The sequence below is a fragment of the Cellvibrio chitinivorans genome, from assembly GCF_035117775.1.
GTDB lineage: Bacteria > Pseudomonadota > Gammaproteobacteria > Pseudomonadales > Cellvibrionaceae > Cellvibrio > Cellvibrio chitinivorans.
The window spans coordinates 190,806-205,854 of sequence record NZ_JAYKKN010000002.1 but is presented as its reverse complement, the minus strand read 5'-3'; the positions used below and the strand labels follow the sequence as shown (position 1 = coordinate 205,854).

Annotated in this window: 10 protein-coding genes; 6 read left to right on the top strand and 4 right to left on the bottom strand. The window is 47.3% G+C overall.

What is annotated here, in order from left to right; all coding sequences use genetic code 11:
- Positions 1-9: 9 nt before the first annotated feature.
- A complete protein-coding gene (rlmKL, locus tag SPL68_RS07515; protein WP_323814482.1) occupies positions 10-2,265 on the bottom strand; it encodes a bifunctional 23S rRNA (guanine(2069)-N(7))-methyltransferase RlmK/23S rRNA (guanine(2445)-N(2))-methyltransferase RlmL in 2,256 nt (751 codons plus the stop codon).
- A 348-nt stretch (positions 2,266-2,613) separates the two neighbouring features.
- Here rlmKL and rmf point away from each other — a divergent pair, with 348 nt between their 5' ends.
- Positions 2,614-2,838, top strand: a complete 225-nt coding sequence (gene rmf, locus SPL68_RS07510) for a ribosome modulation factor (protein ID WP_323814481.1) — start codon at positions 2,614-2,616, stop codon at positions 2,836-2,838.
- A gap of 118 nt (positions 2,839-2,956) precedes the next feature.
- On the opposite strand, the gene SPL68_RS07505 is transcribed toward rmf, so the two are convergent.
- The 3 genes from SPL68_RS07505 to SPL68_RS07495 form a co-directional block, all read right to left on the bottom strand.
- Positions 2,957-3,985: a quinone-dependent dihydroorotate dehydrogenase gene (locus SPL68_RS07505; RefSeq protein ID WP_323814480.1), complete on the bottom strand. Its 1,029-nt coding sequence runs from the start codon at positions 3,983-3,985 to the stop codon at positions 2,957-2,959.
- Positions 3,986-4,111: 126 nt separating this feature from the next.
- Positions 4,112-4,333 (bottom strand): DUF2835 domain-containing protein, encoded by a 222-nt coding sequence (locus tag SPL68_RS07500; RefSeq protein ID WP_323814479.1) that lies wholly within the window; start codon positions 4,331-4,333, stop codon positions 4,112-4,114.
- Between the two features lie 21 nt (positions 4,334-4,354).
- A complete protein-coding gene (locus SPL68_RS07495; protein WP_323814478.1) occupies positions 4,355-9,286 on the bottom strand; it encodes an NAD-glutamate dehydrogenase in 4,932 nt (1,643 codons plus the stop codon).
- 227 nt (positions 9,287-9,513) lie between these two features.
- Here SPL68_RS07495 and SPL68_RS07490 point away from each other — a divergent pair, with 227 nt between their 5' ends.
- The 5 genes from SPL68_RS07490 to SPL68_RS07470 are packed head-to-tail and all read left to right on the top strand — an operon-like array spanning position 9,514 to position 15,025.
- Entirely contained in the window at positions 9,514-10,473 is a 960-nt protein-coding gene (locus tag SPL68_RS07490) for an AAA family ATPase (protein ID WP_323814955.1), read from the top strand.
- Between the two features lie 15 nt (positions 10,474-10,488).
- Positions 10,489-11,475 carry a DUF58 domain-containing protein gene (locus SPL68_RS07485; RefSeq protein WP_323814477.1) on the top strand — a complete coding sequence of 329 codons (987 nt, stop codon included), beginning with the start codon at positions 10,489-10,491 and terminating at the stop codon, positions 11,473-11,475.
- A 20-nt stretch (positions 11,476-11,495) separates the two neighbouring features.
- On the top strand, positions 11,496-12,062 hold the full coding sequence (locus tag SPL68_RS07480; RefSeq protein ID WP_323814476.1) for a DUF4381 domain-containing protein: 567 nt from the start codon (positions 11,496-11,498) through the stop codon (positions 12,060-12,062).
- Complete coding sequence (locus tag SPL68_RS07475) at positions 12,055-13,074, top strand: vWA domain-containing protein (RefSeq protein ID WP_323814475.1); 1,020 nt, start codon at positions 12,055-12,057, stop codon at positions 13,072-13,074. Before SPL68_RS07480 ends, SPL68_RS07475 begins: the two co-directional genes overlap by 8 nt.
- A gap of 1 nt (position 13,075) precedes the next feature.
- Positions 13,076-15,025 (top strand): vWA domain-containing protein, encoded by a 1,950-nt coding sequence (locus SPL68_RS07470; protein WP_323814474.1) that lies wholly within the window; start codon positions 13,076-13,078, stop codon positions 15,023-15,025.
- Positions 15,026-15,049: the final 24 nt, after the last annotated feature.

Sequence of the window (15,049 nt, the reverse complement as noted above, 5' to 3'; positions counted from 1 at the left end):
CTTATCAAATTAGTGAGTTATTAACCAACATTGATGAATTTTAGGATTGCGTTTGAAATCTTCATCAATGGTTTTAGCGCTAATATCTTTTATGGTGTAAGCGCTCAAGGCATCTTCATCCAATTTAAACGTGCGCAGGTTATTGGAGAAGATAAGCGTGCCGCCCTCAGCAAGTGAGCGCATTGCATGGTTGATCATACTGACATGATCGCGCTGCACATCGAGCACATCTTCCATACGCTTGGAGTTAGAGAAGCTAGGCGGGTCGAGCAATATCAAATCAAATTGTTGATCATTAGCTTCCAGCCATTTTAAACAATCAGCCTGTTCGAGACGGTTGCGCGATTCACTTAAACCGTTGATCGCATAGTTTTTACGCGCCCAATTCAGGTAAGTATTGGACATATCTACACTCACGGTGTAACGCGCTCCTGCCATTGCAGCATGCACACTGGCAGTTGCGGTATAACAAAACAAATTCAAAAAGCGCTTATCTTTGGCGAGGTTGGCAATCATCAATCGAACAGGGCGATGATCCAAAAATAATCCGGTATCCAGATACTGCCACATATTAATGTGCAGCTTGGCCTGCCCTTCTTGTACGCTAAACAAATCACCTGTAGGGCGCTCGTTTAATTTTTCGTACTGACTTGAACCTTTGTTGCGGCGGCGCTGTTTGTAGCTGATGTGCGCATCGGGAATATCTAATGCAAAGGGAACTGCTTGTTCGATCTCAACAAAGCGTGCAGCAGCTTTATCTTCATCAACCGATTTAGGCGCAGCATATTCCTGCACATGAGCATATAGTTGTGGTGCACGATTAGGTTGAGTCTGGCCGCGATAAATATCAATTGCCGCGGAATATTCCGGCATATCCGCATCGTAAAGGCGATAGCAACTGATATCGTTTTTCTTCGCCCATTTTTCCAATTGTTTGAGATTTTTTTGCAGACGATTGACCAGCATCTGCGCCCCATTCGAAAGTGCTTCCGCTTGCTCTTGTCTATTTTCGATTTTTACGCGCTGTTCGGCTTCTCTGCGCTCATCAGCATCTTTACTGAAGCGTGCGTCCTGCTCAACGCGACTCTGCACAAAGGCTTCACTGCTGATACTGAATAACAACAATTCACTCGCAATAGTGCCGTTAAAAAATTTATATTTTTTATCCGCACGCAAACCCATTTGTTTGCCAAGTTCAGGGTTGCCAGTAAATACACCTGCACGCCACCCTTGGAACTCGTTGCGCAAACGCTCGCCCATATGGGCGTACAATAATTTCAACGATTCAATTTCACCCAAGCGCTCACCATAAGGCGGGTTGCTCATGACGATGCCAAAATTCATCGCCTTGTGCGTGGGCTTTACAAAATCTTTTAATTCTTTGCGACTCACGCGCAACCAATGATCCAACTCCGCGCTGACAATATTATCTTCCGCTGCGCGAATCACATTCACATCTGCATCGTAACCGCGAATTTCTGGCAGGTTTTCACGTTCAAGCCCTGCTTTTTTGCGTGCAAACGCTTCTTCACGTAATGCGAGCCAAACATCGTTGCGATGATTAAGCCAGCGCTCAAAACCAAAGCTGCCGCGCATTAAACCGGGGGCAATATCCGCAGCGATTAATGCTGCTTCAATCAAGATAGTTCCCGAGCCGCACATGGGATCGAGCAGTGCACCACCTTGGGCGGCAATTTCCGGCCAACCGGCACGAATCAAAATTCCTGCAGCGAGGTTTTCTTTCATGGGTGCACTGCCCTGCTTCACGCGATAACCACGGCGATGCAGGCTATCGCCCGAAAGATCGATACTCACAATTACTTTGTTTTTAGCCAAACGTACATTCACGCGCAAATCGGGATCGCGCTTGGCGACGGATGGGCGCTCACCACTGAAATCGCGCAGGCAGTCAACAATCGCATCTTTGACTTTAACTGCACCGAACTGGGTATTGCGAATAGCGTCATTAGTACCAATAAAGTCCACCAACAAGCTGCCGTTAGGGCTCAGGTGCTCTTCCCAACGCAACTCACGCACGCCGTCGTAAAGCTCCTCTTGGCTATTAGCCTCAAAGCTGGCCATCGGCAATAGAACCTTGTTAGCTAAACGCGACCAAAGGCACACGCGGTAAGCCATGGCGATATCGCCCGAGAAATAGATGCCCGCCACTGTCTCGCGCAGCTCTTCTGCACCCAGCTGTTGTAGTTCGGTATAAAGCAAGCCTTCCAAGCCCTTGGGGCAAGTGGCGAAATATTGATGCGTCATGAATCTTTCCAATATGGACTTTCTAAAAAGAGGCTTCCAAAAAGAACAGGTCAGTATGAACTTTTCTGAATGAGATCTGACTAAACAAAGGTGTTTGTCATTAAGTTGTCAAATACATTTGCTAGGCCGATATGCCATATAGAATGGCTTATGTATAAAAATTTAATCGTTCACGGCACAAGATAAATCTGGTGTACTCGCTGAACTGCTTCACTAACCCGCTCTACCAGTTACAACTCATTGCAACAAACAGGAGAACACAAAAACCAGACAGACAGCACGTGCAAGACCGCTTAGGTCGATAGACATTTCCTATCGATAAACCACAATATAGAGGTGCAATAACTGATGAAACGTCAAAAACGTGACCAAACAGAACGCGCATTTGTTAAAGGGTATCAAGCAGGTATTGATGGGCGTTCAAAAAGCCTTTGTCCCCATGAGAGCGGCCAGGCTCGCCAACAATGGCTTAATGGCTGGCGCGAATCGCGCATAGATCAGTGGGATGGCTACAGTCGTTTGGCACAAGTTCAAAAAGTAAGCAATATCCAGCCAATTGCCATGAGTGGCTAACTTTCAGCGCAAGACCAACAGAATTCCTTTTCCCAAATCATTTTTGATTCTATAAGCCCGCTCTTGCGGGCTTCGTACTTTCTAGTCCAGTGTTTTTAGATATCTGCTACAGGTCTGTTTACAGCCCCTTGTGATAACTGGCGATGCCCGCCGCCGCACGGCTAATCAGGCTTGGGCCTTCATAAATAAAGCCGCTGTAGACCTGAACCAAAGTAGCACCGGCGCGGATTTTATCGGCAGCGCTGGCGCCATCAAAAATCCCGCCTACACCAATAATCGGCAACTTTCCGCCTAAACTGGAGCTCAGGGTTTTGATCACATAAGTGCTCTTATCGCGCACGGGCAAGCCACTCAAACCGCCAGTTTCATTACCATTGTCATAATCTTCAACACCAACGCGAGTGATAGTGGTGTTGGTTGCGATGACTCCGTCCATCCCTTCCTGAATCAAAATACCTGCGACTTGGTTGATTTCGCTTTCATCCATATCCGGTGCGATTTTGACTGCAATAGGCACATAACGACCTGTAGCCTTGTGCAACTCAGCCTGTTCTTTTTTCAGGGGCGCCAATAACTGCGAGAGCGAATCGCCAAATTGCAGATTGCGCAGACCGGGGGTGTTGGGCGATGAAATGTTGACGGTGATGTAATCCGCATAGTCATAGACTTTACGCAGACAGATCAAATAATCATCGACCGCATTTTCAACAGGTGTCGTCGCGTTTTTACCAATATTGATACCCAGCACACCTTTATAACGACGGTTTTTAACCTGAGCGACTAAATGGTCCACGCCCTTATTGTTAAAACCCATGCGATTGATAATCGCCTGAGCCTCTGGAATACGGAACAAACGCGGTTGAGGATTGCCCGGCTGCGGGCGCGGAGTGATGGTACCTATCTCAACAAAACCAAACCCCAATGCACCCAAAGCATTGAAAAAATCACCGTTTTTATCTAACCCTGCAGCCAAACCCACTGGATTGTCGAACTTTAGCCCCATCACCTCTTGTGGTGCACTGGGAATATTGGGCGCAAACAGCCCCAACAAACGCAAGCGCTCAGCAGCACCTAAGGTGTCCAAGGTCAATTCATGGGAAGTTTCTGCATCAAGACGGAACAAAAGATCGCGAATATAGTGGTACATAACAGGCTCTTCGTCGTTAACTGGGAGTAGCTATAAATTGGGAGTAGCTATAAATATGAAGCTATAAGGAAGGTCGCAAGGATACTGGATTAGCCTATCCAGCGCACCCTAAACCTTGTCCTTTTCTCAAGCCAAGCGATGAATGGAGTGAAAGCGATTATCGTCATCAAAGTCGATTTGGAATGTACCGCGCACCCCGGAGTGAAGTACAAAGGGGCGCAAAATTCCCGCGGGAAAGCGAATGCTGCGGCCATCAACACTGGTGGCAAAAACATTTTTAGCATTACCTTCATACAGACGCAGAAACTCCTCAGTCGATATGGATAAATTAACAATAATACTTTTCAACTAGTTCCTCGCTTTACACCGTTATTTAATAGCTGGCGCGTCCACCAAAGCCTCACAATGCTGGCTAGCTTGGGCAAGATCCAACAGATCTCGCAAAGCAACCGCGACCATCGCGAAGTCAGTTCCATTCACCGCTTGCAATTCATTCACCATGGATTTCCAGCGCGCAATCAATAGCTGGTGATGATTACTCCAGCGCTGAATTAATTGCTCTAATGGCTGCTGTTCACCATAGAAGCGTATGAGCGACACACTCAAACTACGCAGTTGTGATTCCAAATCACTCAAGTAGGCTTCACGAGCCATAGCTTGCCAAAAATTATCGACCGGCAGATTGGAAATTTGGCTCGAAAACCACGGCAAACTTAGATAGTTACCCAAGGCAAAATAAATAGCAGCCAAGCGATCAACATCCTGATTGGCGATACGCGCTGCCTCGACCACACTTAAACCTGAATATAAATCAGTCGGATGTGCCACTCGTGTCACAAGCGCTTCAGGCAAACCGAGATCGCGCAGTTTTTGCACAGAGTCCTGCCACGCCTGTGATGCATCACCGGTCAACAATTGCGGCAAATGCTCATTGATATGCAAAATGCCCGGCGCGAACAATTCAACTTCACTTGCAGGGTTTAGGTAATTGCGTCTGTTGCGCAAAAACCAGCGGGCAGCACGCCGAACTTTGCGCATCATGTCGTTGGTCAATTGCAATTGCAACTCTGCCGGAATGGAAGCACCTGCGTGATCCAGCGCAATTAAAAATTCCGGCATGGAATAAATATCGCGTGCGATCACATAAGCTTTGGCAACATCACCCGCACTTGCGCCAGTGGATTCGATCAAACGCTGCGCAAAACTAATGCCCATGGTATTCACCATGTCATTGGCGATTTGCGTTGCGACAATTTCGCGGCGCAATTGATGATTGCGCAACGCCAACGGAAATAGCTGGGCGATTTTATGTGGAAATGCCGATTCAATAAATTTTGCCAAATATTCGTCATCAACAATATTGGCTGCCGTTAAATCCTCTTTTAGCACTATTTTTGCGTAGGAAATTAATACGGATAACTCCGGGCGAGTTAATGATTTACCTTGGGTTTGTCGCTCTAACAACACATCGTCAGAAGGTAAAAACTCCAGCTTGCGATCAAGCCGCCCCTGCACTTGCAACTCATGCATAAACCGGCGATATTCGGCGCTGCGTTTTAAGGCTTCCGATTGGGCAATACCAATTGCCCGCGTTTGGCTACGATTATTATCCAGCACCAACTGCGCCACTGTCTCGGTCATATCTACCAGTAATTGATTGCGCTGTTTTTGTGTCAGGTCGCCGTTAGCGAGAATTTCATTTAATAAAATTTTGATATTGACTTCATGGTCAGAACAATCGACCCCCGCAGCGTTATCGATGAAATCGGTATTGCAAGCGCCGCCATTTAAACTATATTCGACACGCCCCCGTTGAGTCATGCCCAAGTTACCGCCCTCACCAAACACTTTGCAGCGCAACTCTTCGCCATTCACTCGCAAACTATCATTGGCTTTATCACCAACATCCGCATGGGTTTCATTAGCGGCTTTGACATAGGTGCCTATTCCGCCGTTCCAAACCAAGTCGACAGGCGCTTTTAATAGTGCATTGATTAATTCTGCAGGCGTGAGGCTTGCAGCATCTATCGCAAAACGAGTGCGCATTTGCGCAGAAATAACAATGGATTTCGCACTGCGATTAAACACGCCTCCACCTTCACTGATTAAGGTTTTGTCATAGTCGTCCCAGGTGGTTTTGGGGGTATCGAATAATCGTTTTCGCTCAACAAAACTGTGGGCAGAATCCGGATTTGGATCGATAAAAATATGCTGATGGTTAAATGTAGCCACCAACAAAATGGATTGCGACAGCAACATACCATTGCCAAAAACATCGCCAGCCATATCACCTATTCCGACCACTGTTATCGGCTCGGATTGCACATCAATATTTTTTTCGCGGAAATGGCGCTGCACTGAAATCCATGCGCCGCGCGCAGTAATCCCCATCCCTTTATGGTCGTAACCCTGACTGCCACCGGATGCAAAAGCATCGCCCAGCCAATGGTTATATTCAGCAGAAATTGCATTGGCAATATCAGAAAAACTCGCAGTCCCTTTATCCGCCGCGACAACCAAATAGGCATCATCATCGTCGTAGCAGACGACTCGTTGCGGCTTGGTGATACTGCCTTCAAGCAGGTTATCGGTTAAATCCAATAAGCCCCGAATCAGACATTGGTAACACGCAATTGCCTCTTGCATTTGCTGGTCGCGGCTCGCATTGGCAGGCATTTTTTTACAGACAAAACCGCCTTTAGCACCGCTTGGTACAATTACCGCATTTTTAACTTGTTGGGCTTTTACCAAACCTAAAATTTCAGTGCGGTAATCCTGTAAGCGATCAGACCAACGCAAGCCGCCTCGCGCAACTTTGCTGGTACGCAAATGCACCCCTTCCATTCGGGTTGAGAAAACGAATATTTCAAACTTTGGTCGAGGTGCAGGAATATCACTCAACAGATATGGCGAAAATTTTAATGAAAGATAGGGCTTAGCATTACCTTGAGTATCAGGCTGATAAAAATTGGTGCGCAGAGTATTTTCAATTAGCGCAAGAAAACGGCGGACGATGCGATCATCATTCAAATTTTGAACTGCATCCAAACGGGAAATAATATCTGCCTGAAGCACAGCCAATCGCTCAGGCGTTTTTTCATCAACCAAATCAGGGTCGAATTTAAGTGTAAATAGCTCTACCAGCTTATGGGTAATAGCGGCCTGATTCACCAGAGCAGCCGCAATATAGTGCGCGCTAAAAGGAAAGAGTGTTTGGTGCATATAACCGGAATAAGCACGCAACATCACAACCTCTCGCCAACCTAATCCCGCTGTTGTAATCAACATATTGAATGCATCGCTATCGGCTGCGCCATGCCAAATCGCCGTGAATGCACTGATCACATTTTCTTTGAATAGATGAAAATCGATATTGCTTGAAAACTGATAACTCAGCTTGAAATCATGCAACCAAAAGGTTTTTCCAGACGATGTATTAATATCGTGCGTACTTTCACTAACCACCCGAAAACCTAAATTTTCCAGAATCGGAATTACATCAGATAAAGCCAAAGTGGTATCGCGATGAAAAATTTTGAACCTTACGGACTGTTCAGATTCACCCGCGAGTGAGTGATGCAAGCTCAAAGAAATGGATTGCACACCTACTGCCAATTTTTCATTCTGACTGACTACAGATAATTCTTTGATCGATTGAATATCCTGCACCGCATGAGCTGCGTCATATTGCTCCTGATAGGCAGCAGAAAATGCATCGCGATACTCGCGTGCCAATTGTGCGCTCACCTCTTCACCGTGGGATTCCAGCAATGCACTGTATAAATGATCCTCCCAAGAACGGGTGATATTCACTATGCCGGCTTGCAAACTAGCGACATCCACTTGCACGGGTGTGGCGCTATCTAATTTAAATACCAAATAGACACGCGCAAGAATCGATTCAGAAAAATAGGTGGTAAATTCACTGTCCTGCGAGCCAATATAGTTGCCAATCAAATCCTGAATCGCCAAACGTGTTTTGGTGGAAAAATAATCGCGCGGAACATAGATAAGAAAATGCATAAACTTGCCAAAAGGATCGCGCCGCATAAACAATCGCACCATCGAGCGTTCATTTATTTGCGCTATACCAGTGAGCATCTCGTATAACTCGGTGGAATTGCTTAAAAATAATTCATTGCGTGGAAATGTCGCCAACAGTTGACGAAAATTTTTACCGTCGTGGCTGTTTTCATCAAGGCCAGTCAGCTCAAATACCTTGGTCAGCTTGGTGGAAATAAGCGGTATCTCCGCCGGATTCATTAAATAGACGGCCGAAGTATAAAGGCCGAGAAAACGTACCTCGCCAACCACTTCGCCTTTGACATTAAACCGTTTAACAACCACATAGTCAGAATAGGCATTGCGATGTACACGTGCGCGCGAAGAAGATTTGGAAAAGGTAATGACTTGCGGCACCAAGTGAAAGCGCGTCATGCCGTCATTAAATAAATCAACGGCGAGAGATGAGTTTTGCGCACTATCGCGCAGGGTAAACACACCCAATCTTCGAGCTGGAATTTCGCAAAGTGTTTTTTGCCCATCCACTTCACTAAATTCATACTCGGCATAACCCAAAAAGGTAAATTTGTCCTCGGTTAGCCAGCGTATAAACGCTCTGGTTTGTTGAATATTAGCGGCGGTTAATGCTTCATCGGCAAAGCCAAGATTTTGCTCCATCGCCAATGCCGCAGCGCGCATTGGTTGATAATCTTCAACTACACACTCCACTTCGGCCAACACGCTATTCAGACTGAAACATGTATCCGCAAGCTCTTGTTTATCGGTGCGCGAGCTCAGCTCCATCACAATCAAAGCTTCTTCGGTTTTCTCCCCTTGGGATTTTTCACCTGACGTCTCGTCATTCAATAGCGAAACCAACTGATGTTGAGAGTCACGTATCACATTGAGAACTGTGCTTTTAATCGAATAGATGGCGATGTTGCGCCGGTTCAATTCAATGCGAATCGAATCTACTAAAAATGGCATATCTTTTTGGAGCACAACCAACACGGTGTGCTGACAATTCCAACCATCTTCAGCAAGAGTTGGATTAAACAAACGCAGTTTCGGTTGATGGGTATCAAACTGCTGAATAAATTGCCAACTGTGATAGAGGCCGCCAAATACATCGCTCAAACGTCGCCCAACCAATTCCTCTAACGGATAATGGTCAAAAAACTGCTTTGCCAAGCATTGCAGTGACTCCCGCTCTGCTCCCGAGAGCCTGCTGGCAATATATTGATTCAGCTCGCCTAAAAAACCGTCCAGCGTGTGTTGGCTAATCAACGGACTATTCACTGTTTGCGCTCCTTTACAGATGAATTTGTTACTCTTAAGCCTAGTCGAAAAAATCCCGTAAACAGTTGAAATTGCTGGGAACTGCCACCACCATGCAGGGTCTATCGAGCTCTTTTAGCGCGCTGCGGTAACCCTTGCGGTACTTCTTTTTGCAGTACCTCTTGTGATACTTCGGCTTGAATCAACCCACAATTGCTAATTACAACAGCGAAAAGGTATTCAACCCCATGCAGGCTTTCCAACAGATTCAATCTTTGAACAACTGGCTCAATGACCAAATCGTCGGCCAGGAACACTTGACCCAACGTTTATTGATCGCCCTGCTTGCCGACGGCCATTTGCTGGTAGAAGGCGCTCCCGGCCTTGCGAAAACCAAGGCGATTAAAACGCTCTCCCAGGCTATAGAAGGCAACTTTCATCGCATTCAGTTCACTCCGGATTTATTGCCATCCGATGTCACCGGTACCGATATCTATCGCCCCGAGCAAAATCGCTTTGAATTCCAACCCGGCCCAATTTTCCACAATCTGGTACTAGCGGACGAAATCAACCGCGCACCCGCTAAAGTGCAATCTGCATTACTTGAAGCCATGGCTGAACGCCAAGTAAGTGTGGGCAGCAAGACTTACCCCCTGCCCCCGTTATTTATGGTGATGGCGACCCAAAACCCCATCGAACAGGAAGGCACCTATCCGCTACCCGAAGCCCAGCTCGACCGCTTTTTGCTGCATGTCGTAGTTGATTACCCAAACATCGAAGCCGAGCGCCGCATTTTGCAACTCGCTCGCAATGAGGCTGCATCCTCTGCGGTTGCTCAACCAGAAATAGTTACTCAGGCAACTATTGAAGCTGCTCGCAATGAAATTCTGGCGATTCATATGGCCGATAGCGTGGAGGACTACATAGTCCATCTGATCAACGCTACCCGCCGCCCAGCTCAATACTCTGATGAGCTGGCAGGCTTGATCGAATACGGCGCAAGCCCTCGCGCAACCATCGCATTGGATCGCTGCGCGCGCGCTCACGCATGGCTCGAAGGCCGCGACTTTGTCAGTCCCGATGATGTACAAGCCGTTATTCACGATGTACTGCGCCATCGCCTCATTTTGAGCTTTGAGGCTGAAGCGACCGGCACTACACCAAACCATGCGATTGATAAGTTATTGGCGGCAGTGCCACTGAGCTAAGTGGAGCGCAAGGTTATGAGCAATATGCAGCAAGATTTGAATCCGCGCGGCGCCTACACGGAACTGGCCGCTTTATTGCGCTGCCGTTTTGCCGCGCAGGATTTAAAACTCTTCGCCCATCAACCCGCGCGCAGTTTGTTATCCGGCGGGGAGCGCACGCGCTTCCGCGGACGCGGAATGGATTTTGAAGAAGTGCGTTTGTATCAACCGGGCGATGATATTCGCTCTATCGATTGGCGAGTTACTGCGCGCACACAGGTCGCACACACCAAAATTTTTCGCGAAGAGCGCGAGCGCCCAGTGTTTATGTTGGTGGATCAACGCTCACCACTCTTTTTTGGCAGCACCCGCTGTTTTAAATCCGTGCTCGCTGCGCATATAGCAGCGCTACTTAGTTGGGCTGCACTCGCAAATGGTGATCGTTTAGGTGCATTAGTATTTGGTGATTACGATCAGCGCGATGTTCGCCCACGTCGCAGCAAACACGCGGTGTTGGAATTGTTGCATCAATTGCAGGATTACAATCATCGTCTGCTTTCGCCTATCGCGCCTGCACCGACACCTGCACACACGTCAGCAAGCAGCGCCATCAATCAGCGCCATAAAACCAATTCGCTACACGAAATGCTTGCAGACGCACGCCGAATTGCAAAACCCGGCTGCGCGTTGTTTATCATCAGCGACTTTCATGACATCGATACTCACGCTGAGCAACAGTTGTTTGAGTTGGCGCGCCATACGGATGTCACACTCATTCATGTTTACGATCAGCTTGAACGGCAGCTAATCAGCAACTCAGCACTGACAATCAGTAATGGCAGCGAGCGCATGCAATTGGCAGCAAACCAAAAAACATTTCAGCAAGCCTACACTCGCCAATTCGATCAACAGCTCGCACAGCTCACGACGATTTGTAAACGCTTACGTATTCCGCTGTTGAGCTATGCCACACAAGACGATATTCAGGACGGCTTACGTAAAGCCTTTGGCCGAAAAAAATAAACTTCGCTACGACCTAATTTATGCAATCGCCATCGCTATCAACATCATCGCCACTAGAACAATTAGCCGATATCCATCTACCGGACAGCGTAAGCTGGTGGCCACTTGCACCTGGCTGGTGGATATTACTTACGCTCATTTGCATAGCAGCAGCCGGAGTTTGGTTGTGGCGCCGCCGCAAATCGCAGAATTTTTATCGCACTATTGCGCAGCATCAACTCGCAGGTATTTATGCAGACCTTCAACAAACACAAAATGCCGCTGCGTATTTACAGGAACTTAGTTTGCTGTTGCGTCGCACTGCGCTTACCGCGCACCCACATAGTTTTAATGCCGCAATAAAAGGTAAGGACTGGCTGCAATGGCTGGACGATACTTGCCCTGCGCTGAGCAAGAAATTTTCTGGCGATATAGGCCACCCCTTGTTGCGCAGTGCCTACGAAAAAAATCCGCAGCTTGATATTAGCGAACTCCATCAACTCAGCAGTGAATGGATTAATTCGCATCGCAATCATCACCAGAAAATAGCAGTACCAAAAAAACCAAAAACCACCGCAACAGAAATTAAGGAGACCAGCCATGTTTGAAATGCAATGGCCTTGGCTCCTGTTACTCGCACCGCTACCGCTGCTAATGAGTTTTATATCGCCTAAAAAACGTGTTGAAGCTGCGCTGCGTGTGCCCTTTTATCAACATGCAAGTCAACTGAAACAACAAAACCGTTTGGGTGTAGGTAAACGGCCCGCAAAATTATTTTTACTGTGGACTATCTGGCTTTGCTGTTTATTTGCCGCCACTAATCCTCAATGGGTAGGCGAACCTACCAACATGCCATCCAGCGGGCGCGATTTATTAATGGCGGTGGATATTTCCGGCAGCATGGAACAGACAGATATGGTCGCAAGCGGCCGCCGCATTACTCGCTTGATGGCAGTAAAAAAAGTCATCGGCGATTTTGTTGTGCGCCGCTCGGCAGATCGCTTGGGGTTGATTCTGTTCGGCGCTCAAGCTTATTTGCAAGCGCCGCTGACTTATGATCGCAATACCGTTAATCAACTATTACAAGAAGCGCAAATCGGATTTGCCGGACGCGAAACCGCCATTGGTGATGCGATTGGTCTTGCAGTAAAACGTTTGCGTGATCGCCCGGATGCGAGCAGGGTTTTAGTGGTGCTTACCGATGGCGCTAACACCGCCGGCGTGCTTGCGCCCGATAAAGCTACCGAGCTTGCGCAAAAAGCCGGAATTAAAATTTACACCATCGCTTTCGGTGCTGATGAGATGGAAGTTCCCGGCATTTTTGGCTCGCGTACTATTAACCCTTCCGCTGATCTTGATGAAGCAACCATGATCTCCATTGCCGAAAAAACCGGTGGAAAATATTTCCGCGCACGCAATCTGGAAGAATTGGACAACATTCATCGCGAGCTGGATCGCCTTGAACCGATTGAAATGGAAGCTGAAACTTTTCGACCAGTGCAAACCTTATTTTATTGGCCACTGGCTTTTGCTTTTTTTCTTAGCTTGATGTTTGCCGCATCCCATATTTGGCAAGGTCGTGCGACTCAATTCGCCAGTACCAGCGGGGGAGCAAAATAAAATGATGACAGATGTATTGTTCAGCCAATTTCATTTTTTGCGCCCTTGGTGGTTAATTGCGCTCGCACCTGCAGTGATTATCGCGCTGGTATTGTGGTATCAAAAACACAATGCACGCTCATGGCAGCAAATGATCGCGCCAGAATTATTGCAACACTTGCTTGATGGCCAAACTACGCGCATTAGCCCTTGGAAGCTAATCGCACTTTTACTTGCTTGGGTTATTAGCTGTTTAGCACTTGCAGGCCCGAGCTGGGAAAAGCGCCCGGTTGCGGTAGAGCAAAATCAACAGGCGTTAGTGTTGATACTCGATTTATCACCATCCATGATGAGTGAAGATATAAAACCCTCACGCCTCGTTCGCGCGCGATTAAAAATCGCAGATCTATTACGTTTGCGTAAAGATGGCCAGACTGCATTGCTGGTTTACGCTGGCGATGTACACGTGGTCACACCTCTGACTGACGACACAGAAACCATTAACAATATTATTCCTGCTCTGCACCCGAATATTATGCCGTCGCAAGGCAGCAATACCGAAGCAGCCATTGAACTAGCGATCCAACTTTTAAAAAATGCCAACATTACCCAAGGCGATTTACTGCTAATTACCGACGGCATTGATAAAGATGCACTCTATAACGTCACCGATGTTATGAATCGCGAGCAGCAATATCGCTTATCCATTCTCGGAGTCGGCGGCACTACGCCCACGCCAATTCCAAGTGAGCGCGGCGGTTTTGTACGCGATAAAAATCGCAATATTGTCACCACTCAACTTAATGCAAGCGAGCTGCAATCATTGGCCAACCAAAGCCGTGGTCGCTATCGCACACTTGCCAATACCAGTAGCGATATAGATTACCTAATGGATTTACCATCACCCAAAAAAGAAGAAACACAAAGAGTAGAACGCGAATTCGACAGCTGGTATGACCGAGGCCATTGGCTAGTGTTATTACTGCTACCAATTATTCTTTATTGTTTCCGCCGTGGCGTATTGCTCTGTATGTTGCTCGTACCACTAGCTGCACTCGCCCCCAACAAAAGCTACGCTTTAGGCTGGGATGATTTATGGAAAAACAAAAACCAGCAGGCCTACGACAAATTGCAGCAAGAACAAGCTGCGGAAGCGGCAGAACAATTTGATCAAGCAGACTGGAAGGCTAGCGCCCAATATCGTGCAGGCAATTATGAAGAGGCGGCGAAAAATTTCGCCCAATCCGATTCTGCCACTGCTCACTACAACCGCGGTAATGCCCTCGCAAAAGCCAATAAACTGCCAGAAGCAATTAAGGCGTACGATCAGGCATTAAAACTTGATCCAACTTTTGAGGATGCAAGCAAAAATCGCTCTTTGGTTGAAGACGCACTGAAGCATCAAAAAGAGCAACAACAAGAGCAGCAACAACAAAATCAGCAGGATGGCGATCAAGACCAAGAAAACCAAGACAAGCAGAATCAAGATCAACAAGACCAGAACGACCAACAAAATCAGCAAGACCAGAATCAACAACAAGATCAGCAATCTGATAACCAGCAGGATTCTCAACAACAGAGTTCGCAACAGAATCAGCAATCGCAACAAGACCAACAAAACCAGCAAGAAAATTCTGAGCCAAAAGGCTCCGAACAGGATAATCAGAATCAAAATCCAGAAGATCAAGAAAAGTCTGATGAAGAAAAAGCCGCTGAAGCTGCGCAGCGCGAACAAGAAGAAAAGCAAGAGCAGCAATCCGCCGAAGAGCAACAAGCGCAAATGGGCGAGCCAAGCGATGATGATTTAACCGATGAAGAACGCCAGGCAATGGAGCAATGGTTGCGCCGAATTCCCGATGATCCGGGCGGTTTATTGCGCAACAAATTCAACTATGAGCACTACAAACTCAGACAGGAAAAAATCAATGGCGATTGGGAACCTGCTGAAAACGGTGCCGAGAGTCGCTGGTAATTAGCGAGGCGACTCAGCAGTACC

Excerpts from the sequence above, each read along its gene's own strand:
- SPL68_RS07485 (WP_323814477.1), top strand. The coding sequence starts at position 10,489 with ATGAGCAATATGCAGCAAGATTTGAATCCGCGCGGCGCCTACACGGAA.
- SPL68_RS07475 (WP_323814475.1), top strand. The coding sequence starts at position 12,055 with ATGTTTGAAATGCAATGGCCTTGGCTCCTGTTACTCGCACCGCTACCG.
- SPL68_RS07505 (WP_323814480.1), bottom strand. The coding sequence starts at position 3,985 with ATGTACCACTATATTCGCGATCTTTTGTTCCGTCTTGATGCAGAAACT.
- SPL68_RS07490 (WP_323814955.1), top strand. The coding sequence starts at position 9,514 with ATGCAGGCTTTCCAACAGATTCAATCTTTGAACAACTGGCTCAATGAC.
- rlmKL (WP_323814482.1), bottom strand. The coding sequence starts at position 2,265 with ATGACGCATCAATATTTCGCCACTTGCCCCAAGGGCTTGGAAGGCTTG.
- rmf (WP_323814481.1), top strand. The coding sequence starts at position 2,614 with ATGAAACGTCAAAAACGTGACCAAACAGAACGCGCATTTGTTAAAGGG.
- SPL68_RS07470 (WP_323814474.1), top strand. The coding sequence starts at position 13,076 with ATGATGACAGATGTATTGTTCAGCCAATTTCATTTTTTGCGCCCTTGG.
- SPL68_RS07480 (WP_323814476.1), top strand. The coding sequence starts at position 11,496 with ATGCAATCGCCATCGCTATCAACATCATCGCCACTAGAACAATTAGCC.